This is a genomic window from Ureibacillus galli, assembly GCF_014836845.1.
Taxonomy (GTDB): domain Bacteria; phylum Bacillota; class Bacilli; order Bacillales_A; family Planococcaceae; genus Ureibacillus; species Ureibacillus galli.
Window position 1 is genome coordinate 15,382 of sequence record NZ_JACSQA010000023.1, and the last position, 24,520, is coordinate 39,901.

The 24,520-nt window shown below is 34.5% G+C and carries 28 protein-coding genes; 21 read left to right on the plus strand and 7 right to left on the minus strand.

Going from position 1 to position 24,520, the window contains the following annotated elements; translation table 11 throughout:
* Positions 1-44: 44 nt before the first annotated feature.
* From H9636_RS13730 to H9636_RS13755, 6 genes are read left to right on the plus strand one after another with little or no spacing between them, the layout of a single operon-like run.
* Positions 45-614: a bifunctional adenosylcobinamide kinase/adenosylcobinamide-phosphate guanylyltransferase gene (locus H9636_RS13730; protein ID WP_225230232.1), complete on the plus strand. Its 570-nt coding sequence runs from the start codon at positions 45-47 to the stop codon at positions 612-614.
* A 13-nt stretch (positions 615-627) separates the two neighbouring features.
* The gene (gene cobS, locus H9636_RS13735) at positions 628-1,401 is read left to right on the plus strand and encodes an adenosylcobinamide-GDP ribazoletransferase (RefSeq protein WP_191708143.1); all 774 of its coding nucleotides are present in this window, start codon (positions 628-630) and stop codon (positions 1,399-1,401) included.
* A complete protein-coding gene (locus H9636_RS13740; RefSeq protein WP_191708144.1) occupies positions 1,374-1,985 on the plus strand; it encodes a histidine phosphatase family protein in 612 nt (203 codons plus the stop codon). Before cobS ends, H9636_RS13740 begins: the two co-directional genes overlap by 28 nt.
* Positions 1,925-2,344, plus strand: coding sequence for a bifunctional adenosylcobinamide kinase/adenosylcobinamide-phosphate guanylyltransferase (locus H9636_RS13745; protein ID WP_191708145.1), 420 nt, complete (start codon positions 1,925-1,927; stop codon positions 2,342-2,344). Before H9636_RS13740 ends, H9636_RS13745 begins: the two co-directional genes overlap by 61 nt.
* Positions 2,344-2,853, plus strand: a complete 510-nt coding sequence (locus H9636_RS13750) for an ECF transporter S component (protein WP_191708146.1) — start codon at positions 2,344-2,346, stop codon at positions 2,851-2,853. Before H9636_RS13745 ends, H9636_RS13750 begins: the two co-directional genes overlap by 1 nt.
* Positions 2,837-3,517, plus strand: coding sequence for a hypothetical protein (locus tag H9636_RS13755; protein ID WP_191708147.1), 681 nt, complete (start codon positions 2,837-2,839; stop codon positions 3,515-3,517). Before H9636_RS13750 ends, H9636_RS13755 begins: the two co-directional genes overlap by 17 nt.
* 50 nt (positions 3,518-3,567) lie before the next feature.
* Here the strand turns inward: H9636_RS13755 and H9636_RS13760 are convergent, their stop codons facing one another.
* Positions 3,568-4,950, minus strand: a complete 1,383-nt coding sequence (locus H9636_RS13760) for an L-cystine transporter (RefSeq protein WP_191708148.1) — start codon at positions 4,948-4,950, stop codon at positions 3,568-3,570.
* Positions 4,951-5,109: 159 nt separating this feature from the next.
* Here H9636_RS13760 and H9636_RS13765 point away from each other — a divergent pair, with 159 nt between their 5' ends.
* Positions 5,110-5,763 (plus strand): alpha/beta hydrolase, encoded by a 654-nt coding sequence (locus H9636_RS13765; protein WP_191708149.1) that lies wholly within the window; start codon positions 5,110-5,112, stop codon positions 5,761-5,763.
* Positions 5,764-5,849: 86 nt separating this feature from the next.
* On the opposite strand, the gene H9636_RS13770 is transcribed toward H9636_RS13765, so the two are convergent.
* Entirely contained in the window at positions 5,850-8,000 is a 2,151-nt protein-coding gene (locus H9636_RS13770) for an EAL domain-containing protein (RefSeq protein WP_191708150.1), read from the minus strand.
* Positions 8,001-8,542: 542 nt separating this feature from the next.
* Between H9636_RS13770 and H9636_RS19290 the strand changes: the two genes are divergently transcribed.
* Positions 8,543-8,671, plus strand: a complete 129-nt coding sequence (locus H9636_RS19290; RefSeq protein ID WP_263604292.1) for a hypothetical protein — start codon at positions 8,543-8,545, stop codon at positions 8,669-8,671.
* A 74-nt stretch (positions 8,672-8,745) separates the two neighbouring features.
* Here the strand turns inward: H9636_RS19290 and H9636_RS13775 are convergent, their stop codons facing one another.
* The 4 genes from H9636_RS13775 to H9636_RS13790 form a co-directional block, all read right to left on the minus strand.
* Complete coding sequence (locus H9636_RS13775; protein WP_191708151.1) at positions 8,746-9,324, minus strand: hypothetical protein; 579 nt, start codon at positions 9,322-9,324, stop codon at positions 8,746-8,748.
* A gap of 9 nt (positions 9,325-9,333) precedes the next feature.
* Positions 9,334-10,446 (minus strand): flavodoxin-dependent (E)-4-hydroxy-3-methylbut-2-enyl-diphosphate synthase, encoded by a 1,113-nt coding sequence (ispG, locus tag H9636_RS13780; protein ID WP_191708152.1) that lies wholly within the window; start codon positions 10,444-10,446, stop codon positions 9,334-9,336.
* 104 nt (positions 10,447-10,550) lie between these two features.
* Positions 10,551-10,889 (minus strand): hypothetical protein, encoded by a 339-nt coding sequence (locus H9636_RS13785; protein ID WP_191708153.1) that lies wholly within the window; start codon positions 10,887-10,889, stop codon positions 10,551-10,553.
* Between the two features lie 51 nt (positions 10,890-10,940).
* Positions 10,941-11,450 (minus strand): DUF1189 family protein, encoded by a 510-nt coding sequence (locus H9636_RS13790; protein ID WP_191708154.1) that lies wholly within the window; start codon positions 11,448-11,450, stop codon positions 10,941-10,943.
* Positions 11,451-11,602: 152 nt separating this feature from the next.
* Here H9636_RS13790 and H9636_RS13795 point away from each other — a divergent pair, with 152 nt between their 5' ends.
* From H9636_RS13795 to H9636_RS13820, 6 genes are all read left to right on the plus strand, one after another.
* Entirely contained in the window at positions 11,603-12,085 is a 483-nt protein-coding gene (locus tag H9636_RS13795; RefSeq protein WP_191708155.1) for a DUF456 domain-containing protein, read from the plus strand.
* Between the two features lie 145 nt (positions 12,086-12,230).
* A complete protein-coding gene (locus H9636_RS13800) occupies positions 12,231-12,836 on the plus strand; it encodes a superoxide dismutase (RefSeq protein WP_191708156.1) in 606 nt (201 codons plus the stop codon).
* Between the two features lie 194 nt (positions 12,837-13,030).
* Positions 13,031-13,585, plus strand: coding sequence for a hypothetical protein (locus tag H9636_RS13805; protein ID WP_191708157.1), 555 nt, complete (start codon positions 13,031-13,033; stop codon positions 13,583-13,585).
* Between the two features lie 89 nt (positions 13,586-13,674).
* The gene (locus H9636_RS13810) at positions 13,675-13,860 is read left to right on the plus strand and encodes a hypothetical protein (protein ID WP_318241028.1); all 186 of its coding nucleotides are present in this window, start codon (positions 13,675-13,677) and stop codon (positions 13,858-13,860) included.
* A gap of 161 nt (positions 13,861-14,021) precedes the next feature.
* Entirely contained in the window at positions 14,022-14,933 is a 912-nt protein-coding gene (locus H9636_RS13815; RefSeq protein WP_191708159.1) for a patatin-like phospholipase family protein, read from the plus strand.
* A gap of 43 nt (positions 14,934-14,976) precedes the next feature.
* The gene (locus H9636_RS13820) at positions 14,977-15,396 is read left to right on the plus strand and encodes a pyridoxamine 5'-phosphate oxidase family protein (RefSeq protein WP_191708160.1); all 420 of its coding nucleotides are present in this window, start codon (positions 14,977-14,979) and stop codon (positions 15,394-15,396) included.
* A 76-nt stretch (positions 15,397-15,472) separates the two neighbouring features.
* On the opposite strand, the gene H9636_RS13825 is transcribed toward H9636_RS13820, so the two are convergent.
* Positions 15,473-16,525, minus strand: a complete 1,053-nt coding sequence (locus tag H9636_RS13825; protein WP_191708161.1) for an NAD(P)/FAD-dependent oxidoreductase — start codon at positions 16,523-16,525, stop codon at positions 15,473-15,475.
* Positions 16,526-16,655: 130 nt separating this feature from the next.
* On the opposite strand from H9636_RS13825, the gene H9636_RS13830 reads away from it, so the two are divergent.
* The 7 genes from H9636_RS13830 to H9636_RS13860 all read left to right on the plus strand — a co-directional run bounded on the left by H9636_RS13830 (position 16,656) and on the right by H9636_RS13860 (position 24,475).
* A complete protein-coding gene (locus tag H9636_RS13830) occupies positions 16,656-17,444 on the plus strand; it encodes an ABC transporter ATP-binding protein (protein WP_191708162.1) in 789 nt (262 codons plus the stop codon).
* A 3-nt stretch (positions 17,445-17,447) separates the two neighbouring features.
* A complete protein-coding gene (locus H9636_RS13835) occupies positions 17,448-18,392 on the plus strand; it encodes an iron-hydroxamate ABC transporter substrate-binding protein (RefSeq protein ID WP_191708163.1) in 945 nt (314 codons plus the stop codon).
* Between the two features lie 20 nt (positions 18,393-18,412).
* Positions 18,413-19,414 (plus strand): FecCD family ABC transporter permease, encoded by a 1,002-nt coding sequence (locus H9636_RS13840; RefSeq protein ID WP_191708164.1) that lies wholly within the window; start codon positions 18,413-18,415, stop codon positions 19,412-19,414.
* Complete coding sequence (locus H9636_RS13845) at positions 19,407-20,414, plus strand: FecCD family ABC transporter permease (protein ID WP_191708165.1); 1,008 nt, start codon at positions 19,407-19,409, stop codon at positions 20,412-20,414. Before H9636_RS13840 ends, H9636_RS13845 begins: the two co-directional genes overlap by 8 nt.
* A 156-nt stretch (positions 20,415-20,570) precedes the next feature.
* Positions 20,571-21,839 carry a M48 family metallopeptidase gene (locus H9636_RS13850; protein ID WP_191708166.1) on the plus strand — a complete coding sequence of 423 codons (1,269 nt, stop codon included), beginning with the start codon at positions 20,571-20,573 and terminating at the stop codon, positions 21,837-21,839.
* Between the two features lie 326 nt (positions 21,840-22,165).
* A complete protein-coding gene (locus tag H9636_RS13855; RefSeq protein WP_191708167.1) occupies positions 22,166-23,269 on the plus strand; it encodes a 5-methyltetrahydropteroyltriglutamate--homocysteine S-methyltransferase in 1,104 nt (367 codons plus the stop codon).
* Positions 23,270-23,431: 162 nt separating this feature from the next.
* Positions 23,432-24,475, plus strand: coding sequence for a beta-carotene 15,15'-monooxygenase (locus H9636_RS13860; RefSeq protein ID WP_191708168.1), 1,044 nt, complete (start codon positions 23,432-23,434; stop codon positions 24,473-24,475).
* Positions 24,476-24,520 lie beyond the last annotated feature (45 nt).

Below are 24,520 nucleotides of genomic sequence, written 5' to 3' on the forward strand. Positions count from 1 at the left end.
AAAGAGAACTTATTAGTTTTGTTAATTATATTAAGGAGCGATTTATGGGAAAAATTATTTTTATTACGGGTGGGGTTCGTAGCGGGAAAAGTGCTTTTGCAGAAAAATATGCAAAACAACTTTTTCTTACATATGGCAAGAAGCGTCTTATATACATCGCCTCTGGGGTTGCGATTGATGAGGAAATGGCGGAACGGATAACACGACATCAACAGGATCGGTTAAACTCATCCGTTAAATGGGAGACAATTGAAATTGAAGATGAACTAATATTTAAAGACGATTTATTTGAAGAGAGCCCTGTCGTTTTATGGGACTGTCTGACTACTTGGTTGAATAACGTTCTGTATAAAACGGAGTCATTCAATGAAGAGATTCGAGAAAATGAAATAAATCGATTTATACAAACATTAAAAAACCAGTTATTTAAGTGGAAAGAAGAAAAGGATTGTTTTCTATTACTTGTATCAAATGAATTAATGGATGAACCTCCATCTAAATTTTCTGAAGTGAATCGATACCGCTCCCTTTTAGGAGAGTTACACCAATGGATGGTTGCAAATTGTGACGAAGCGTACGAAATGGACTATAGTTTAAGTAAACGTTGGAAATAGGGGGAGGCTGACTATGAAAAATAACTTTATTGGATTACTATTATCTTTTCAATTTTTTTCCTCTGTTCCTATTCGAAAACAATTGTCAATGAATGAAAAATCAGTATCTGCGATGTTTTACTTAATGCCGATATTAGGTAGTTTAATGGGAGCTTCCCTTTTATTTTTGAAAGTGATGAATGATGAATTTTTCCAATTTTCCCCTTTGTTCATGGCGATTATCCTTGTAGTGGCAGGAATCATTATGACAGGAGGGCTTCATTTAGACGGTTGGATCGATATGAGTGATGCCTATTTTTCCTACCAAGATCAAGAAAGAAGACTTGCGATTTTAGATGATTCTCGTGTAGGAGCTTTTGGAGTCATTAGTTTATTCATTTTAATACTTTTAAAAGTTGGTTTTTTATATGAAGTGATTGATCAAAATAAAAACAATTTATTTTTGTTTTTCCTAATGATTCCTTTTTTAAGTAGAATAGCTCTATTATTATATTTTTTAACAACTCCCAATGGAAAAGAAAAAGGGTTAGCTGTTTATTTTAAATCACAAGTAAACGATAAAAAAATTTGGACAGCCCTTATTATCTATACAGTATTATTTTTCGTAGTGACTTATTATTTTTTAAATGTTGTTGGACTGATATTGTTTATAGCTATGATTATTTTTGTTTTCATTTACCGTAATTGGACGATAAAGAACTTCGGTGGTATGACGGGTGATCTATTAGGTGCGATTTATGAGGCGATGGAGGTGATTTTATGGGGAATCGTGTTATTGTCCATTTAATCCGCCATGAAAAAACAGATGGAAATATGAAAAGGAAGTATGTTGGTTGGACGGATGAATCTATCATATCGAAAGAGCAACATTTTAATATCCCAATCCAAGCGAATGAAGTGTATGGCAGTGATTTAAGACGTTGTAAAGAGACGGCTCATCTTTACTTTCCGAATGCCAATTATTATTCCGATAAAAATTTAAGGGAAATTCATTTTGGCGACTTTGAAATGAAAACCTATGAGCAATTAAAAGATAACCCAATCTACCAAAAATGGATAGAAGATCCAGTGTCCGTTACACCACCAAACGGGGAACATTATTTAGATTTCAACAAAAGAATTCTTCAAGGTTTCCAACAAATCGTTTCAAAAAATGGCCAATATACTTTTATCGTCCACGGAGGGGTGATTCGAGCTATTTTATCTTTATTTTCGCCAAAAATGGAGAGCTTTCAACAAATTGCTGTTTCCCATAGAACGATTTACTCATTAAGTTGGGTTCATATAAAAGATGTAGAGGAGGGGAGAAGATGCGAATCGTTATCGGTGGTGCCTATAATGGAAAAAGAAAATTTGTCATCGAAAAGTTAAAAAGCAGTGCCCTGGACAATTATGATTTCTTTGAAGGGGAAATCCCAAGCGGGCGTTCCTATACGAAAAATGAAGCGGTGGTCATCGGAAATTTTGAAAAGATTATTCCCCAGTACATTGAATTAGAAGAAGAACAAATTGCTACTCACATCTATGATAAATTACTGAAATTAGAGAAAGAAACAAATGTCATTTGTATTTGTACTGATATGGGGAGGGGAATCGTTCCACTTCAAAAAGAGGAGAGAAAATTACGTGATACATGTGGAAGATTGTATCAGAAATTATTTGCTGAAAGTGAAAGTGTGATTCGAATCTGGTATGGCATTCCACAGTTATTGAAAGGAGAGGATTGGTAATGGGGAAAAAACATCCTTTAACTCTTGTTGTATTAACAGCGTTAATCGGAGCGCTATGTGCGATTGGAAGTTTTATAAAAGTACCAGGTTTTATTACGACTGCGGCTTTAGATTCGGCACCTGCCTTTATTAGTGTTGTTTTTTTACCCCCATTATATTCGGGATTTGCGGGTGCTATTGGTCATTTTGCCACAGCGTTTACATCGGGATTTCCTTTTGGACCTCTACATATTCTCATTGCAGTAGAAATGTTTGTCATTGTTTTAGTTTTTAATCTTTTGCATCGACATCATTTTAAAATATTGAAGTGGGTGTTCTTGATTGGAGCGAATGGAATTTTATCTGCTCTTCCTTTTTATTTCTTGATTTCACCTTCCTTTTTTATAGGTGTATTACCTAGCCTAATAATCGCAACATTATTAAATGGGATGATTACTTGGATTACAATGCATATTTTAAATAAAGTACTAACAAGAAGAAGGGTACATATGTATGAGAAATGCAAGTAAAATTGACGAAAATACTGTCGTAACGGTAGACAATTCTGGCTGTATTGGAGAAAAACAACTAGATGCGGTCTATGCGACAAATGAGATGACGGCTTATTACACAACTCGTGTCGCATTATTAGAACAATGGTGTGCGGGAGCCCATCCGTCCCATATATTCTTGGCGAATTTTACGAGTGATTCAGCTTGGAGTGATTACGTTAAAGGAATTAAAAGAGCGTTTGATGAAATTAAAGAATCCATTCCCCCTATTAAGGGCTCAACAGAATCCAATTTTCAATCGTTACAATCGGGTCTAAGTTTAATGATGATTGGAAAGCTCCAATTTCAGTTAATTTCTAATAAAGAAAGTTACAAATGGCATGTAATTGGAAAACCGTTAGTTGGACAAGAAGTAATCGATGAAGAGAAGCATGTGGCGAAACTAAAGGAAATTTACAATTTATTAAAAAGGGGAATCGTAAAACAAGTTTGGCCTGTTGGATCCAAGGGACTGCGAGTTGAGTTAGAAAGGATTTTTCCAGGACGACAGGTAACTTGTTCCCTTTCTTTAGATAAAACAAGCGGTCCATCAACATCTGTTATTGTTGCGGTAAAAGAAAATGATGAAAAGTATTTGCAAGATTACTTATCGACGCCTTTTGAAAAAATCATAATAACGTAACGTTTTTTCCTCGAAAAAACTTCCCTTCAAGTACGCTGAAGGGAAGTCTTTTAAGATTCACCTAATTCTTTCATTTTCAGATGATTATAAACTTCTTTATTTATTTCTCCTGTAATTCTTGAAGTCGTAATCCCAGCGACCATGGAACCACTTACATTTAAAGCTGTACGTCCCATATCAATTAACGGTTCAACGGAAATTAAAACGCCAGCAAGGGCAACGGGTAAATCAAGGGCGGAAAGAACTATAATAGCAGCAAACGTAGCGCCTCCACCAACACCGGCTACTCCGAATGAACTTATCGCTACAACAACGATAACTGTAATTATAAATCGAAAATCAAAAGGGTTAATGCCTACAGTAGGCGCAATCATCATAGCAAGCATAGCAGGATATACCCCTGCACAACCGTTTTGTCCGATCGATAATCCAAAGGAGCTAGCGAAGTTTGCAATCCCTTCAGGTACACCAAAACGTTCCACTTGAGTTTTCAAGTTTAATGGTAATGTCCCTGCACTAGATCTGGAAGTAAAGGCGAATAATAAAGTTTCCATAGCTTTTTTTATATAAATAATAGGACTTAAACCGGATAATAAAAGTATGATTAAGTGAATGATAAAAACAGTTGCTAATGCAATATAAGAGGCAATAACAAATTTCCCTAGATTATATATAGCTCCGAAGTCACTTGTTGCAACTGTTCTAGCCATGATGGCTAGTATCCCGTAAGGAGTTAAACGTAAAACAATCGTCACAACACCCATTACTAAAGAATAGATAGCATCAATTGCTCTTTTAATCGTTTTGGAGGTTTCCCGTTCTTTACGTACGATTCTTAAATAGGAGAATCCTAAAAAAGCGGCAAAAATGACGACTGCGATAGTGGAAGTGGAGCGTGCACCAGTTAAATCTAAAAATGGATTGGCTGGTATTAATTCAACGATTTGATCGGGTAATGAAGAGACTTCCGACACTTTTTCCTCTAAAGAAGCGCCTCTTTCCTTTTCCTCTTCACCATGGACTAATTGGGACGCATCTAAATCAAATAAAGTTGCCGAAAATATACCAACTGTTGCGGCAATGGCCGTTGTTCCAATTAAAAATAATAAAATAAGACCTGCTATTTTTCCAAGATTACTTCCAAGTTTTAATTTAGAAAAGGCGGATAATATCGAGATGAAAACGAGCGGCATCGCAATCATTTGAAGGAGCTTAACATAGCCGGTACCTACAATGTTAAACCAAGCAACGGTTCCAGTAATGACATCCGATGTCGCCCCAAAAATAACTTGCAGGGCAAGACCAAAAAGGATCCCTAAACCTAATCCGGCAAATACCCGAGTGGAAAACTTAACATGCTTTTTAGTTAAAATATATAAGAAAGATAATAGTACGATAAATATAGCAACATGAATAAAAATAATAAAAGCCATCGCGACCACCTCCTATAAAACGATTCTATGTATGTTTATATTGAGGAACTTAAAAAATTTTATGCGCAACCCTGGATAAGCTTTTAAAATAAAACATTTTTATTCGATTTTTGATACAATGTTGGATGAACGGATGTTTGCAGAAAGGATTTGAAAAAAATGAATTCGCCATATACTTTTAAGCATATAGCACCAATGATGAATAACGGTGAGAACCGACAACCCGCTATTTTTTTATTTCATGGATTAGGGAGTAATGAGGAAGATTTAATACAGTTAGTAGGGGAATTAAATGAGCAATGCCATATTTTTAGTTTAAGAGGACCAATTACTCATTCGCCAGGATATGCTTTTTATACATTTGAAGAAGAGGGGAAACCAACCCGAGAAGTTTTCGATAAAATGATTGCTTACACACAAAATTTTATTTTAGAGGCAATTGAAGAGTATGAGCTGAATATCGAAAAAGTTTATTTAGTTGGATTTAACCAAGGTGCTGTCGTTGCAGAAACACTAGCACTTATACTTGGGAAAATGATACGCGGAACGGTTGCATTAAGCGGCTTTTTACCAGACTTTGTGATGACTGAATACAATAAAGCGTCGCTAGAGGATACAAAAATCTTTATCTCCCATGGGGAATATGACTATGTATATCCAATTCAGTGGGGGGAAAATAGTAAAAAATATTTCCAAAGCCAGGGGGTGGATGTTACTTATAAAACATACCCAGATGGCCACGGTGTAACACCAGAAAATTTACGTGATTTAGTTCAGTTTATTGCTCAAGATTTAAATAACCCTTTAAATTAAAAAAGAACCGGAATTTCATAATCCGAAAAAACAAAAAATCTGCTGAATTCTAGAAATTCGGCAGATTTTTTGTTTTAAAGCATTAGTTAAAGTAGTTTTTCTGCTTCTTCAAGGGGCATCGGCTTATGGAAATAAAACCCTTGCCCTGTAGTACAGCCCATTTTTTGTAATATATCATACTGCTCGGATGTTTCGATACCTTCTGCCACGACATGCATTCTTAAATTGGAAGCAAGTTGAACAATCGTTTTGACAACTGCATGCATGTCAGCATCATTAATATCATTGATAAAACTTCGATCAATTTTAATTTCAGAAAAAGGAAGTTGCTGCAAATAACTTAAGGAGGAAAAACCTACACCAAAGTCATCAATGGCACTTTCATAACCTAATTTTTTTAACTCTAAAAGGATTTCCTTTGCCTTTTTGTAATCAAAGAGTTCAACACTTTCTGTTACTTCTACCCGAATTAAATTGGGGCTTATATTATATTTATTTACTAAAGAAATAAAGTCATTTACAAAAGTATCACTATAAAAGTGCACTGGTGATATATTAACAGCGATTGGTACAATTTTTTGCCCTTTTGATAGTCTTTCATATTGAAAATGTAATACTTTTTTCAAAATAATATTATCGACTTCATTAATCTTTCCATTTTGTTCTGCAATTCGAATAAATTCCACTGGCGAAACTTGGCCTAGTACTGGAGAATACCATCTTGCTAAAGCTTCGAAACCTTCTATTTCGGAAGTTTCTAAATTAATTTTTGGTTGCAAATGAACTGTAAATTCTTCATTTTTTAAGCCATATCGCAATTGATTTAAGATGTCTAATTCCCTTTGAATTTTTTCATCCGTTTCTGCTTCAAAGTAGGACACTACCACATTTTGATAATTTGCATTTGTTAAAGCTATATCAGCGCGTCGAATACTTTCATCGACTGATAAGGATTCATCGAAATAAGAAACACCAATTCTTAGTGTGATAAATATCTCTCTTCCTGCAATCGTAAAGGGAGCCGAAGTTACTTGTAATAAGTCAGAAATGATTTCATTTAAATGTTGATTCGTTTGTTTTATCCCTAAGATGAAGGAAGAGCTTGAAAATCTCCCGTATATAATATCTTTATTTATACCTTCCATTGATTTTAGACGGCAAGTAATTTGTCGAATTAATTCATCTCCAAATTTTCTTCCATAGGAATCAACGATATTGGAATATTCACTCGGCTGAATTAACAAAATAGAACCTACATAAGATTCCTGTAACCAATCGACTAGACTTGTATAGAAATAGTTAAAATTAGGTATTCCAGTACTTATATCATAATAAGCAAGACGTTTTAAATCTTGCTTTTGTTCTACATATTTCATAGAAAGGGCAATGATAGGTGTTAGTTTATTTAAAAAATCAATATCGATTTCTCTTAATTTTGAATTATTTTTTATGTATATAGAAAAATATCCTAGTAGCTTTTTCTCATGATTATAAATAGGCTTTGACCAACAAGTTGAAATATTATATTTCGTTAATAGTTTTTTTGTTTCAGCATTTTGAATCGTTAAATAATCTTTAATAATTGTATTCTGGTTAAAGTCCATTCCTTGATTCATTTTGACATGTTGGATGGATTGAATAATCGATAAAGGGAGAGTACCACTAGCAATAGCATCCAATTGATGTTCTTGTTGAAGTACATGAATTGCACAATAAATATCTTGAATATAAAAACGCTCTACTTTTTCAGTAATTAGTTGAAGGATATCCTTAAGCTCACCGTTTTCTTCCAATTCTATATAAACTTCATGTTCCAGTTTAGATAGCATTCTACTTAACATTTGTTCCGTAGTATCTTTGCAATGAATCATAGCATAAGAAATAGTCCCTTCCGAATCTTTAATCGGTTGGTATGAAAGGTGATTCCAGAATGCCGTGCCGTCTTTATGATAATGGATGATATTTTGATCAAACGGATCAGTTTTAGAAAAGAGATCAAACAGTTTTTTTTCATTTCTCGAATTTGTTTTTTTACCTGTAAGTGAGCGAATATTTTTACCGATTAATTCTTCCTGATGATAACCAGTCAATGTTGAAAATGCACTATTAACATAGACAAAGGGAAAATCATTCTTTTCTAAATCGATGATTGCTATACCTGTTAGATACTGCTCACTAATACTGCAAAGAAATGGTAATAATTCATCCTTTGAAAGAGGCATTATCGTATTGTACATGAGCTTTCCCCCGATGTGAAAAATGTATAAAAAAAGTATATCAAATTTATTGGTACTAGGGCAGAATTATTTTTTAATAGTTTGAAAAATTATATTTATTAAGTTAAATTGTCTAATTTATTCGGATTTTTCCTCTTTTCCGTTATCATTAACGGGAATAGAAAATAATTTGTAGTATTTTATAATAATTTCCATATATCGTAAATTTGTATATTTATAATTTTATCATATTCTTTCTGTATATCGCGTAAAATGGAATCAAATCAATCAGTTTATTATAAAAGAGCACCATTGAAGAAAAAGGGTTGATTTGAGTAATGTTGTCTTACAAAAGCTAATATATGTTTTCTAACATTTGCTTATTAAAAAAGGAAAGTAAAAATAATTTCAACAGTTTCTATATTTTCAATAGCTGAATTTAAATCGTCCATATTTCGTTCTAATTTTCAATTTAAGTCCGATAGTATCCTTTTCAGTTTTAAGTTTTCTTGTTTTAGGTAGACAGGCCGTAGAATGAATCATAAAGTGGAAGGGAAGGTAGAATGAAAATCGACGATGATATACTGGAAAGATTAGGTATTTATTTTGTTTATCATGATATTTATAATCGTTTTGGTATTTCTTTTGAAACATTCGTTGATCGATGGGAGAGGGGAATACTGGAAGTATAAATGACAACTAAACAAACTCAAGGAAAATAAAAGTCCCAAAAGATTCTTTATCGAAACTTTTGGGACAACTTATTTTAAAAATGTTTTTGAATCCAATTATTTGCTTCAGTCCAATTTGTTATTCTAATAACATTAGTTGGAACCGGTTTTCGATTGTAAGGTGTATCGAATAATAGTACGGGTATATTTAATTCTTCAGCAATCATTACTGCGTTATCATGCTTATCCTCAAAAAATACATCTACATTATGCTTTTTTGCCACCTTCAGTTTATCGTGACTCCCGATTAACTCAATATGATGAAAGGGAACATTGTTTTCTATAAACCACTTATGAGTTATATCGTAAACATCTGTATGGCGCGCTGAAATGTAATAAAGTTCATATTGATTGTGCCAATTCGTTAAAATAGCTTGGGCATCTTTTGCGATCGCACTAACGGAATACATATAAGCTTCATTTTCCTTAAACCATTTAGCAAATTCGTTTCGGTCTACTGGGTGAGGAAATGCACTTAAAAAATCATATTCAATCACGTCATCTAATACGATATTCGTTTTATACTGCTTATTAATATGGGGAATCAATGTATCAGGCGTTGTAACGGTACCATCAATATCAATTCCAAAACGTGGTTTTTGTTTGAACGTCATAGAAACCTCCTAGCTTAATGATTCGGCTTCTTTTTTTGCTCGTTCTTCAGCCATTTCAGCTGCTAATTTATCAATTTCTTTTTTCAGTTCTTCTACCATTGTTTCTTCAGGTACTTTACGAACTGTTTTACCTTTCATAAATAGCAATCCTTCTCCACGGGCACCAGCAATTCCGATATCAGCTTCACGGGCTTCACCAGGACCATTTACTGCACACCCAAGGACAGCTACTTTTATAGGAACATTTAATTTCGAAATGTATTCTTCTACTTCATTTGCAATCGAAATAAGATCGATTTCAATACGACCACATGTTGGACAAGAGATTAACGTTGCCATATTTGAAGCAAGGCCGAATGATTTTAGTAATTCGCGGGCTACTTTAACTTCTTCTACTGGATCGGCAGATAAAGAAATACGTAAAGTATTCCCAATGCCTTTTGATAAAATGGCACCAAGTCCAGCAGCAGATTTTACTGTACCTGCGAATAAAGTTCCTGATTCAGTAATACCTAGATGCAGTGGATAATCAAAAGCTTGAGCAGCTTTTTCGTAAGCTTCAATTGCTAAGTTTACATCAGAAGCTTTCATTGACACGATAATATCATGGAAATCTAAGTCTTCTAAAATTTTAATATGATGTAGGGCAGATTCTACCATTCCATCGGCAGTAGGGTATCCGTATTTCTCAAGAATATGACGTTCTAATGAACCAGCATTTACACCAATTCGAATTGGAATACCTTTTGCTTTTGCTGCATTTACTACGGCTTCTACTTTTTCACGACGACCAATGTTACCAGGGTTAATACGTACTTTATCAATCCCATTTTCAATAGCCATTAAAGCTAACTTATAATTAAAATGAATATCCGCCACTAACGGAATATGAATACGTTTTTTTATATCAGCAATCGCATTTGCAGCACGCTCATCTGGTACTGCGACACGAACGATCTGACAACCCGCTTCTTCTAAACGTAAAATTTCAGCAACAGTTGCTTCTACGTCATGTGTTTTTGTTGTACACATACTTTGGATGAATAGTTCATTACTACCACCAATCGTTAAATTACCTACACGTACCGGACGTGTTTTTGAACGGTGAATAAGTTCACTCATGAAGATTCTCTCCTTTTAGAGGTACGTATCTTAATGCACTCGTACCACACATACATTATTTTATCAGTGTAGTGAAGGTACGACAAGGAAGAAACGCTACTTTTTTATTTTCTGCAGTCATTCTCTATTTTATCATAGATTGGTATTTTAATAAGTTCTCCAGGAACAATGGCTTGTTTTTGTAAATGGGGATTTAGTTTATAAAATTGTGCCATTTTCTCAGGAAGTGAGATTTCAACTTCCGAAGGGTAGGATGCTAGTAAACTTTGAACTGTATCGCCTTCAATTGTTACAACGGAAATACTTTTAATATGAATTTGTTCTTCACAAGCTTGTTCTTCTTTTTTATCGAATGCGGCTAATGGGACAGTGCCTTCCGTTAAATCTATTTTAATAACAGTTGCAACTAGAAAAAAGACAACCGTAAAGATTAGAAATCTCAAAAAAATCCCTCCTTTCTCTCACTATATGAAGAGACGAGGGATTCATGCCTATTATTTTTTAGGTATTTTCGGATATTTTGTTGAAGATAAAGTTAATATAAAAATCGTAATGATTGCTTCTATTAAAGTAGACAATGAATTGGATAGATGAATGATTGAAAATAGAATCGTCAATAGGGTAGACCACGTAATAGCGAAAGCAGCAGTTCGCCACATATGACGATATTCTCCTCGACGGTTCATTATTTTTAGCAACATAACACCAACGAAGGCATAAATACTAATTTTTACAAATAATAGAATCGTTGTCATCACTGTCTGCAATATAAAAGCGAAAGGATATAGTAACCATTGAATATCTTCTACATATTCCGTTAATCCTTCTATATTATATATACTTTCAGAAACGCCTGTTAAAAATTGAATAAATGAAAAGATAGAAAGAACAGCTATTAATAGAAAAACATATTGAATCGTTTTACCGATGGTTAATAATCTATAAGCTGCTAACTTTTTTGGATGTATAAGACTATCAATGAATAATTGTGAGTGTTTAACCATATTTTCTCCTCCATATGAGAGTTTACCATGAATTGAAACAATCGATAAAGTAACCATTTAGAAATTTAATGAAAAGTTTCGTTAATATAGGGCGAAACTTTTCCTTTCTTCTAACGTATAAGTTGTTAAGTAATTGGATAGGAGATGTTTTTTTGGATATTGTTGCTTGGATATTAATTATAGCCTGTTTCATTATTGCATTTGTCGGTTTAATTTACCCCATTATTCCATCTGTACTATTTATACTATTAGGCTTTATTGTATATGGGTTATTTTACTCTTTTGCAGATTTCGGTTGGTTATTTTGGGCAATACAAATATTATTTGTTGTCCTACTATTTGCTGCAGATTCCATTTCGAATTTAATAGGCGTTAAAAAATTTGGTGGTACAAAGGCGGGGATGTGGGGAAGTACGATTGGCTTACTAGTAGGTCCTTTCATTATTCCAGTCGTTGGAATTTTAGTTGGACCATTTTTAGGAGCGGTAATCGGTGAGCTACTCGTAACAAAAACGGATATAAAACAAGCGATGAGAGCTGGAGTAGGGTCCCTTGTCGGTTTTTTAACTTCGGTCGTGACAAAGGGGATCATACAAATAATTATGATTGTTATTTTTATAATCTTCATTTTATAGAAAAGTGGAAGTTAAAAGAATCCATTATTTCCGTCTAAAGGCTGAAATGTGTAATTCTTCAGTGTTAAATGATTGAATGGTTTACACAATTTTGATAACCTAGAAATGTAATCAACATTACTTATTTTGAGGGAGGAAATTCACAATGGCTTTTGAATTACCAAAATTATCTTACGCATACGATGCATTAGAACCACATATCGATGCAAAAACGATGGAAATTCACCATACTAAACACCATAACACATACGTAACAAACTTAAACGCAGCAGTTGAAGGTACTGAATTTGCTAGTAAAGATCTTTTAGACTTAATCTCAAATATCGATGCACTTCCAGCTGACAAACAAACAGCCGTACGTAATAATGGCGGTGGACATGCAAACCACTCATTATTCTGGGAAATCCTAACTCCTGGTGGATCTTCAACACCAACTGGCGAATTGGCATCAGCAATTGATGCGAAATTCGGTAGCTTAGATGCTTTCAAAGATGAATTTGCAAAAGCTGCAGCTGGCCGTTTTGGTTCAGGTTGGGCATGGTTAGTTGTTGATGGTGGCGAATTAGCAATCACTTCAACTCCAAACCAAGACTCTCCAGTAATGGAAGGTAAAACACCAATCTTAGGATTAGACGTTTGGGAGCATGCGTACTACTTAAACTACCAAAACCGTCGTCCTGACTATGTTTCAGCATTCTGGAATGTTGTAAACTGGGATGTAGTAGCTGAAAAATTCGCAGCAGCGAAATAAAAATAGGTTGAATAACGATTTATAATTAATAAGTAACTATGGCCGCTAATTTCGAAATGAGAAATTAGCGGCTTTTTAGTTGTATTTTTCACGTGTATATTTTAATTTCTACTGGAATACATTAAAGTGAATTGTTTTGGGTTTTTGTTGATTGAAATGTTAAGGTTTTAGAGGAGTATGAATGGAGTGAATAGTTGATTGCCTTTGTAAGTTTTTTCAGCATCGTTTTGTTTACTTTATTATTAAGCTCCGTTTTTCGAGGACAACTTAAAGAAAGTCATTTGACAAGTTGTCTATCGATGTTTGTGGCAATGACAAAAAGCACACTAATCGGTATTCTTGTTGCCCTTTGGATACCAGATATCGTCTATTCAACAATCATTGCATTATTAGTAAGCTTTTTACTCATAAGTATTATGACTTATCAACTGGCAACAAAAATATTTTTAGAATGTTTAAGTGCGCTTTTTATGGGATCGATGATGGGCACCATGTTAAGTTTAATGACTACTAATAATGAAATGATTAGTATTTTATTTTTCACAGCTTTATATCTGATTAGTTGCATCATAGCAGCAGGATTATGGAATAAAGACAATGTTCAACATTTCTTTAAAGGATTTCCGAGAAAAGTAATGCTTACTTCTTTATTCGTTGTAATATTACTTGCCTTTACTACAATGTACGATTTGCTACCTAAATCAACGAATGAAGTAGAACCGGAACCAGAACATCATGAGCATCACTAATGTTTGTTAGCATGGAGTATGACACTCCATGCTTTTTTAGCTGCTAAGCATAATTAAAGAGTAACAAACACAAATTATGCTTGATGGAGGTGAGAAGATTGACAAATAAGAAAAAAAATACGTTAGATCGAGAAGAGTATGGGCATGGTTTTGATTTAAGTCCCGATGATTTTGATGTCATTGGAGAGAATGACCATGCAAAGAAGCAACAACAACAAAATAAAAAGAATAATGAACGAAATAATAAACAAAATCCATCAAGATTAAATAAGTAAAAGGAAAAAGTATTTGGTTTTTAAAGGGAACTACCTTTATACCAAATACTTTTTTATCTACCGAGTAAAGTAACCTTTTAAAGGAACTCCCGATTTCATACAGTTCTAAATCTTCCTTTCCATTCTTATAATGTATAAAGAATGAATAAAGGGGGAGAGTTATGCTTATTGATGGGGTGTTCTCAGGTGGTGGAATTAAAGGATTTGCTTATGTCGGAGCGTTACAAGTTTTAGAGGAACAAAATTATCGCTTCAAACGGGTGGCTGGAACGAGTGCTGGTGCAATTTTAGCTTGTTTTATTGCTGCGGGTTACCAAGCAAACGAAATAGAAGAAGTTTTAGATGATCTTGATTTAAAAGGTCTTCTCGATCCTCCCAAACTTACTCGTACTCTTCCTTTTTTAAAATGGCTGAATCTATATTTTCGAATGGGACTGTATAAAGGAAAAGCATTAGAAAAGTGGTTCTATAAAAAATTAGCCGCTAAAGGCATTATTACTTTTAATGATTTACCACGTGGCTCTTTAAAATTAGTAACATCTGATTTAACAAATGGACGAATGATTGTTATACCAGATGATTTAGCCTCCTACGGTATTAATTGGAAAACCTTCCCTGTATCAAAGGCGTTACGAATGAGTTGTGGTATCCCCTTTTTCTTTGAACCAATTAAATTAAAGGATAACAAAGGGGAATGCATATTTGTTGACGGTGGAGTCCTAAGCAATTTCCCCCTATGGATTTTTGATAATGGGAACAAGGAAAGGCCATTAATTGGATTGAAGCTTAGTAATCCTAGTGAAGCAATGGAACCACAAGAAATCGAAAATGGCTTTCATTTATTTGAAGCACTCTTTAAGACGATGAAAAATGCCCATGATGAACGTTATATTTCAAGGAAAGATGAAAAGAATATTATATTTATTCCAGTGGAGAATTATAGTGCCACACAATTTGATATAGATCATGAAACAAAACAAGCATTAATTGACATTGGTAGGAAACGAACCTTAAAGTTTTTAGAAACATGGCAAGGGGAAACGTTGAAAGAATCTAGGATAATCGGAGTATAAAGTAGGTATACTAATGATAAGTATGCTAAAAGGAGATAACAATATGGCAAAGACTCCAGAAGAAATTGCAGCAAAAATATTGGATGATAATATGGTTGGAACGATGGCTACAATTGAAGGAGACAAACCGCATTCCCGATATATGACATTTTTTAATGATTCTTTTACTTTATATACGGTGACTAGTAAAGATACCCATAAAGTAGATGAATTATCAAAAAATCCCTTTACACATATTTTAATTGGATATGATGGGAAAGGGTTAGGGGATGAATATTTAGAAATCGAAGGAAAAGTCGAGATTTCATCCGATGAATCGATGCGGGAAAAGGTTTGGAACCGAATGTTAAAATCATGGTTTAGTGGTCCGGATGATCCGAATATGACCATTTTAAAAATCACACCCTCTCAAATCAAACTAATGAATACGAAAGGGAAAGACCCTGTCATTCTTTCAATCTAAATGTTAAAAATTTTGTTTATTGATAAAGCGGTTGCTCTCGTATGTGTGAGCAACCGCTTTATTTTATTTGAATGTATTAATTTTCAACGAGCATTTCTTGGATGATTTGTCGATTTTTTTCTTGAAACTTTTCGTTATGGGAAGATACCATTTCAAATTGATTGGCTAACGGATCGATATAGGTTTTTGCACTATTGACAGCATTGACAGCATCTTGGAATGTTCCGACTAATAAATGAACTTTCCCTTCATAGGATAAAATATCTCCTGCAGCAAAAATCCCTTCCTGCGAAGTTTTACCTGTTGCAGTTCCTTCATAATAATAATCATCTTTTAATTTTAAAGCCGTTTCAGTGGAAAAATTTAAAGAAGCATCCCGATTGTATCCGTGACTTACGATGATGTGATCAATATGTTGATGCAATTCTTCCACTGTATCGTGTTTTTTCAATACGACTTGACTAACTTCTGTCTTTTCTGTATTAGCAATTAACTTCTCTATCGTTGTATTAAGTAATATCGTTACTTTTGGATTTGACTTTAAAAGGTCTACTTGTGCTTCATGGGCAGTTAATTGATCTTTTCGATAAACGAGGATGATTTCATCAGCAATATCTACCATTTCTACTGCCCAATCAATGGCACCATTTCCACCACCGGAAATTAATACACGCTTATGTTGAAATAATTTAAAGGATGGAACAGTGTAGTGCAAATTGGTCATTTCAAACTTCTCCGCACCTTCAATGTTTAACTTTTGAGGATGGATAATCCCACCACCATTGGCCATAATAATTGATTTAGAGTAATGTTTTTGCCCATCATTTGTTGTAATAACAAAAAGGTTATTATCGTTTTTATCAATTAAGTCAACCTTTGTGTTTGTTAATATAGTTGGTTGAAACGTTTTTGCTTGTTCAATTAATTGATTGACAAATTGGGCTCCCATTATCGGAGGTTGACCCCCAACATCCCAAATCATTTTTTCTGGATATAGTAAAACTTTTCCACCTAATTGGGCTTGCGATTCAATTAATTTTGTTTTCATACTTCTCAATCCACTATAAAAAGTTGAATACAATCCTGCAGGGCCGCCACCGATGATCGTTACATCGAAAATTTCATTCATACTTCTCGCTCCATTCGAAGGGTATATAAAAAAAATAAAAATTTTGTTTGACAATTGATAGTTCTGTAAATATGATTATATCGTAGTTGAAAATGATTATCAATATCACGATTTAGAGGAGTGAGGAAAAGTGCGCTTGCAAGTGGAGGATATTCGTGTAGGGTATGACGAACAAACGATTGTCCATGATATAAGTATGGCGATTCCTGATGGGAAAATTACGACGATAATAGGTGCAAACGGTTGTGGTAAGTCAACTTTACTAAAAGCGATTACACGAATTATCAATCATGAAAGCGGCCAAGTTGTTCTAGACGGCAAAAACATTCGCAAAATGAAAACAAAGGAATTAGCAACTCAACTTGCTATTTTACCTCAAAGTCCTGAAAGTGCTCAAGGTTTACTTGTAGAGGAACTAGTGTCCTACGGAAGATTCCCATATCAAAAAGGGTTCGGCAATTTATCGGCAAAAGATAAAGAAATGATTGATTGGGCTTTAGAAGTAACAGGGACAAAGGATTTTCGACATAAAGCTGTAGATGCCTTATCTGGAGGTCAACGCCAAAGGGTATGGATTGCAATGGCGCTCGCTCAAGAAACCGATATTATTTTTTTAGATGAACCAACGACATATCTTGATATGGCTCATCAATTGGAAGTACTCGAACTGTTACATATGCTGAATGTTCAAGAAGGTAGAACAATTGTTATGGTGCTTCATGACTTGAATCAAGCCGCAAGATTTTCTGATTATATACTAGCCCTTTCCCACGGGCATCTTATTCGCGCAGGTGAGCCGGAGGAAGTTATAACAACAGAAGTTTTAAAAGAAGTGTTTAACATTGATGCGGTAATAGGAAAAGATCCTCGTACAAACAAACCAATGTGCTTAACTTACGATTTAATAAAAGGAGAATAGAAAATGAAAAAATGGATGTTAACATTAATTGCAGTTTTAGTATTAGCTTTAGCTGCTTGTAGCAGTAACGGAGAAGGAAAGAATGCCGAAAAATCATCAGAAGACACAAAACAAACAGAAACGTCTTCAGATACAATTACATATGAATCAAGTAAAGGACCAATTGAAGTACCAGCCAATCCAGAACGTGTTGTTGTGCTATCCTCTTATGCAGGAGATCTGATTAAATTAGGTGTAAATATTGTAGGGGTTGATTCATGGTCAGCAAATAACCCTAATTTTAAAGAACAACTAAAGGATGTTCCGGTCGTTTCAAACGAAGATTTAGAAAAAATTATTGAATTAGATCCAGATTTAATTATTGGCTTAGATAATATTAATAATGCAGATAAATTAAAAGAAATTGCACCAACAGTATTATTTACTTATGGAGAATATGATTACCTTCAACAACATATTGAAGTTGGTAAAGCGGTAAATAAAGAAGCCGAGGCTACTGCTTGGGTCGAAGATTTTAAAACACGCGCTGCTGATGTAGGTAAAAAAATTAAAGAAAAAATTGGCGAAGATGCTACTGTTACCGTTGTAGAAAACTATGAAAAACAATTTTATTTATTTGGCGATAATTGGGGCCGTGGTACAGAGATTTTATACCAAGCAATGGGCTTAAACATGCCACAAAAGGTGAAAGATGTTGCTTTAGAACCAGGTTATTTTGCCATTTCCCAAGAAGTGTTAGGGGATTATGCTGGGGATTACATTATTATGAGTTTAGTTTCTGAAGGTCAAGATACGAGCTTTGTTGACTCAGATTGGTACAACGAAATTGACGCTGTAAAAAATGGCCACACTTTTGTAGCAGATGGTCAAAGATTTTACTTTAATGATGCCTCTTCATTGGACTACCAGTTATCCTTCTTTGAAGAATCTTTTCTAGGAAATAAATAATTAAAGAGAGAAGTATTGTGATGAAATCATCCTATAAAATATCTTTTTTCGTTAAACTTTTTATAGCGGTCTGTATCTTGTTCGTTATTGCTTTTTTAGCTATAACGAACGGTGCCGCTCATACAACTTTACAAGATGTATGGAATGCAATGGTTGCGAAAGAAGGGGGACAATATTATTCAGAGCTTAGAGAAATAAGGTTTCCTCGAGCAATCGCTGCCTTTTTTGTAGGTAGCGCCCTTGCCGTTGCAGGTGCAATTATGCAAGGTATGACGCGAAACCCGATTGCTGATCCAGGACTGTTAGGCTTAACGTCTGGCGCAAATATGATGCTAGCAATTACCCTTGCGTTTATACCCGGTGCATCTAATTTGATGATTATGTTTACCTGTTTCATCGGAGCTGCTATCGGGATGGTGATTGTGTATGGTATTGGTATGTCTACAAGAGGCGGGCTTTCTCCTATGAAACTAGTTTTAGCCGGAGCTGCCGTTACCGCCTTTTTACAAGCGATAGCAGATGGAGTAGGTATACTATTTGATATTTCAAAAGATGTATCGATGTGGACTGCCGGAGGATTAGTTGGCACAACATGGACGTCATTAATCATTGTCCCATTTATTGTTTTCGGCCTTCTGTTTGCCATTCTCATTAGTAGACAATTAACGATTTTAAGTTTAAATGAAGAGGTAGCGGTTGGTTTAGGACAGAATACAATCCTCATCAAGACAATTATGATGGTCGTTGTTGTGATATTAGCGGGAGGGGCTGTTGCATTAATCGGTAACTTAGCTTTTGTCGGATTAATTATTCCTCATATTGTTAGAGCGGTTGTAGGGCATGATTACCGATTAATTATCCCGATGAGTATCATCGTTGGCGGAGCTTTTATGACATTGGCCGATTTCGTTAGTCGGGTTATTAACGCACCATTTGAAACACCAACTGTATCACTTATTGCGCTAATCGGTTTACCGTTCTTCTTAGTTTTAGTACGAAAAGGAGGACGGGTAAATGGCTAATACTCATACAAAGAAATTTCGAATCTGGTTTATCCTTTTCTGCCTTTTATTTGTAGTAGCGATTGTATGTGGTATTTCAATGGGAGCTTCCTCATTATCAATCACAAGAATTGTTCCTACGATTTTAGGGCAGGGCTCTTTTAAAGAAGAATTTGTTTTATTTTCAGTTAGATTACCCCGTGTTATTATTTTAGCATTAGGTGGTCTTGCATTAGCAGCAGCTGGTACAATATTCCAAAGTGTTACTCGAAATGATTTGGCCGATCCTGGAGTAATCGGGGTAAATGCGGGTGCTGGAGTAGGGGTAACTGTATTTTATTTATTTGCGAATACCAACCTTCAACAGTATGTCTTTATGTTACCAGCTGCGGCCTTTTTAGGTGCGCTTTTAACGGTAAGTTGCATTTATTTATTTAGTTTTGAAAAAGGGCAAGGAGTTCAACCTTTCAAACTTGTACTAGTTGGTGTAGGATTTGCAACTGCCCTTTCAGGACTTATGGTGCTACTTATGTCTACAGCTGAAAGAGCTGATGTACAATTTATATCAAAATGGCTTGTAGGGAATATTTGGGGTACTGATTGGCCTTATCTTTGGGCACTGTTACCGTGGTTTATTCTTTGTTTGCCACTCCTATTTTATAAAGTCAATGTTTTAAATATTTTAGCGATGAAGGAATCAACTGCCATTGGATTAGGTGTAAATTTAAACAAAGAACGAATCCTTTTATTATTCCTTGCTGTTGCCCTTGCTGGTTCGGCTGTTGCAGTTACTGGGGCGATTAGCTTTATCGGATTAATGGCTCCCCATATTGCGAAGAAATTGATTGGTCCAAGACATCAATATTTTTTACCGATTGCTCTTTTAATTGGTGCTACATTGTTAGTTATCGCGGATACAATTGGAAGAATACTTCTGACATCCGCTACAATACCTGCTGGACTAATCGTTGCGTTTATTGGAGCTCCGTATTTTATTTTTTTACTCATTCGGAATAAATAATTGTGAGAAGTTGTTCTAAAAAGGACAACTTCTTTTTTTATACTGTATGGAACTTCAGTAATTTATGGAAAAATAAATGGAAAAGTTTAAAAAATTAGTTCTATCTTGTCCAATTTTACTTACACTAAAGTAAGAAGAAGAATTGAGGTGAAAAGTTTGGCAAAAAAATGGGGAATTGCAGCAATCATTTTGTATGCAGTTTACGCCTTAGCGATGTATTTTTACATATTTCATATTAGTTCAGGGGGTATACCAGATGCGATTAAGGGGACCGTTGCAGATCCCCAAACGTTTATGAACGAACGTGAACTATACTTAAGTGATGAATATTCGAAAATTCGAAACTTCCTCTTTTTTGTAGTTACTCCTTTTGAATGGCTAACGTATATGTTAATTTTGTTCATGGGACTTTCGAAGGTTTTTGAAAAATGGGCAGATGTTGGAAAGTGGAAAGTGATTCAAAATGGTGCTTATTTGTTTTTATTATACTTTTTTACGACAGTTGTCTTTTACCCAATCGATTTATATCGATATTGGTTAAGTAAAGATTACGGCATTAGCACACAAACTTTTCCATCTTGGATGAGGGATTATGTACTTGATTTTTGGATCAATTTTGGGACAACTTTGATCGTTGTATTAGTATTGTATTGGTTAATAAGAACAAGTGCTAAAAGATGGTGGCTTTACGCATGGCTTTTAACAATTCCATTTGCCATCTTTATGATGTATATTCAACCGGTCGTTATTGATCCACTTTATAATGATTTCTACCCGTTACAAGATAAAGAGTTGGAAGAAAAAATATTAGCCCTTGCTGATAAAGCGGACATCCCATCCGAACATGTCTTTGAGGTTAACATGTCCGAAAAAACGAACTCATTAAATGCCTATGTGACGGGGATAGGGGATAATTCGAGAATTGTTTTATGGGATACAACATTGAACAGTTTAACAGATGAAGAAATATTATTTATCATGGCACATGAAATGGGCCACTATGTTGAAAAGCATATATATGTCGGTATGGCTTCCTACATTGTTTCGATTTTCATTGGCTTATGGCTCATTTCTAAAATCATGCCATGGCTAATACGTAAATTTGGAACTGTATTAAAAATTGAAAATATGAAAGACATTCATTCATTACCGCTAATGCTTTTGTTAATTTCCATTTTGTTATTCCTATCTAATCCGGTTTCCAATTATATTTCCCGTTATCAAGAAACGAGGGCAGATGAATATGCAATGGAACTAACAGATGATCCTGAGGCAGCCGTAAGTACATTCCAAAATCTTGCGAAGGCAGGTTTGAGTGAAGTAAACCCACCACTCTTAGTGAAACTGTTCCGATATACCCATCCGCCTATGTTGGAGCGGATTAATACCGTTGCAAAATTTGCTTCTAAGGAATCAACGGACTAATTAGATACAAAAAGGCGCTAGCATTGTGTACAATGCTAGCTTTTTATGTTGTTGTCGTTGGACATAAGTGAATGGATGAAAAACTTTATTAAAAAATTGTGATGATAGCATAAAAAAAGTGACAAAAGTCTTTGGAGAAATGCGTGCTAAAGGATTTTTCGATATAAAAATGAGCAATTATTGTCATAAATCAATGATTTTATTTTCGGAATTGTTCGTCATTTATGAGTAGTTCTATGTTATAGTATTAACATTACAATAAAGACGATTGACTTACTTTGATTTAACGTGTAGTAAGTCAATTTTTTATAAAGGAGTAGATAAAAATGACAGTAACGCAAATTCAAGCACCATTTCGACATGATCATGTCGGTAGTTTTTTAAGACCTAAAGCGTTAAAAGAAGCGCGTTCCAAATTTCAAAATAAAGAAATTACATACCATGAATTAAAATTAGTGGAAGATGAAGAAATTATTCGTCTCATTCAGAAGCAAAAGGAAATAGGAGTGTTAGCTATTTCGGATGGTGAATTTCGCCGTAGTTGGTGGCATTTTGATTTTTTAGGTAGTCTTGAAGGAATGGAATATTACGAAAAAGAACATGGTTTAAATTTTCATAATCTAGAAACTCGTAAAGAAGGGGTTCGTGTCATTGGGAAAATTGATTTTGGCCAACATCCATTTTTAGATCATTTCAAATTTATTCGTGACAACGCAGGAAATTCTGTCGTGAAGTTTACTATTCCAAGTCCGAATATGTTGCATGCTCGCGCGGATAAGAATGTTGACATTTATGCAGATGAACAGGATCTTATTGAAGATACAATTAAAGCCTATCAAAAAGCGATTCAAGCTTTTTATGATGCGGGATGCCGCTACTTGCAACTGGATGATACTTCATGGGCTAGTCTTTTCTCAGAAGAAAAACGAGCTGAATTAGTTGCTGAAGGAAAGGATCCACAACAGTTTATGAACACATTGCAATATGTCATTAATGAAACGGTGAAACATAAACCAGCTGATATGACGATTACAATGCACATTTGCCGTGGGAATTATAAATCCACATTCTTTTCTAGCGGTGGATATGATTATGCTGCAGAAGTCATTTTTGGTGGCTTAAACGTGGATGGCTTATTTTTAGAGTTTGACGATGATCGTTCTGGTAGTTTTGAACCTTTAAAATATGTCCATCGTAAAGATTTAAAAATTGTTTTAGGATTAGTGACATCTAAATTTGGAGAACTAGAAGATAAGGAAGTAATTAAAGCGCGTATTCAAGAAGCGGCAAAATATGTTTCATTGGATCAACTATGTTTAAGTCCCCAATGTGGCTTCTCTTCAACAGAGGACGGTAATATTTTAGAAGAAGAGAACCAGTGGCAAAAACTGACACTAATTAAAGAAATCGCTGAAGAAGTTTGGGGATAATCAAACAAATACTTGAATCTACTTTATGTAGGTTCAAGTTTTTTTCATTTCATTAAAATAGAAATGGAAGTTAAAAGTTGCTAAAATTGTAAATTTTATTACAAACAAGTTCTTTTATACTAGTAGTAAGGGGAATGTACAAAAGGTTAAGGAGGGATTGGGATGGTGTTCGTTCAAAAATCGAAACAGCATGTTTGGTTGTTGTTCCTTTTACTTGTCCTTGGAAGTAACATGGCTTTGTATCGTACAGATTTTGGATTCAGTATATTAGAACAATTTGATTATTCAGGGGCCGTATTAGGATCATTATTTGATTTAGTCATTGTATCTCCAATCTTGATTTTCGTATGGAAAAAACAAAAGAGTATTAAATTATTGATTCTTTTAATGGCAAGTGGACTAATATTCGCAAGATTTTTAATTCCAATGAATTATTTAAAGCCCTTTGTTGCTGTAACTTGGTTAGGTTTTGCCATTGAAATTGCTTTTGTAATAATTGAACTCCTTCTAATTGTTACGTTATTTCGGTTTTTGCCTAAAATTATTGCCTCAACAAAAGAAAGTACACTTCCAATCTTATTCGCCTTTCCGAAAGCCGTTGATTCCCACGTAAAAAAACATCCGATTATACAAATAATTTGTTCCGAAATGTTAATGTTTTATTTCGCTTTTGCGAGCTACCGAAATAAACCACAAAATAGCAAGAACACATTAACGATCCATAAAAATTCAAGCTATATTGCATTTCAAATTATGCTGATTCATGCCATTGTTATCGAAACTTTAGGCATCCATTGGTGGTTACATGATAAATCAATGTTGTTATCGATTTTACTACTTGTGCTCAATATTTATTCGGTTATTTTGATTGTAGCCGATATTCAAGCAATCAGATTAAATCCACTTTATATAGATGAAAATCAATTTTATATTTCCCTTGGATTAATGAAACGAATGGAAATTCGATGGGATGAAATTGAGGAAATCATTACAGATCCAGAAGAATTGCAGCAAAAATTAACGAAAGATACGATTGATTTTATTCCGCGTGATTTTATGGAAGTGTACCCAGACGTTATTCTAAAATTGAAAAAACCAAAGGAAGCCGTTTTAATAATGGGGATTAAAAAAACTTATGATAGAGTTGCGATTAAACTAGATGATTTCCATGCCTTTCATGGTGCTTTAAACAAATATAGAGACTGAATGGGAGGGGGCTTCGTTGCTCCCCTTTTTAATTTTCACATATAA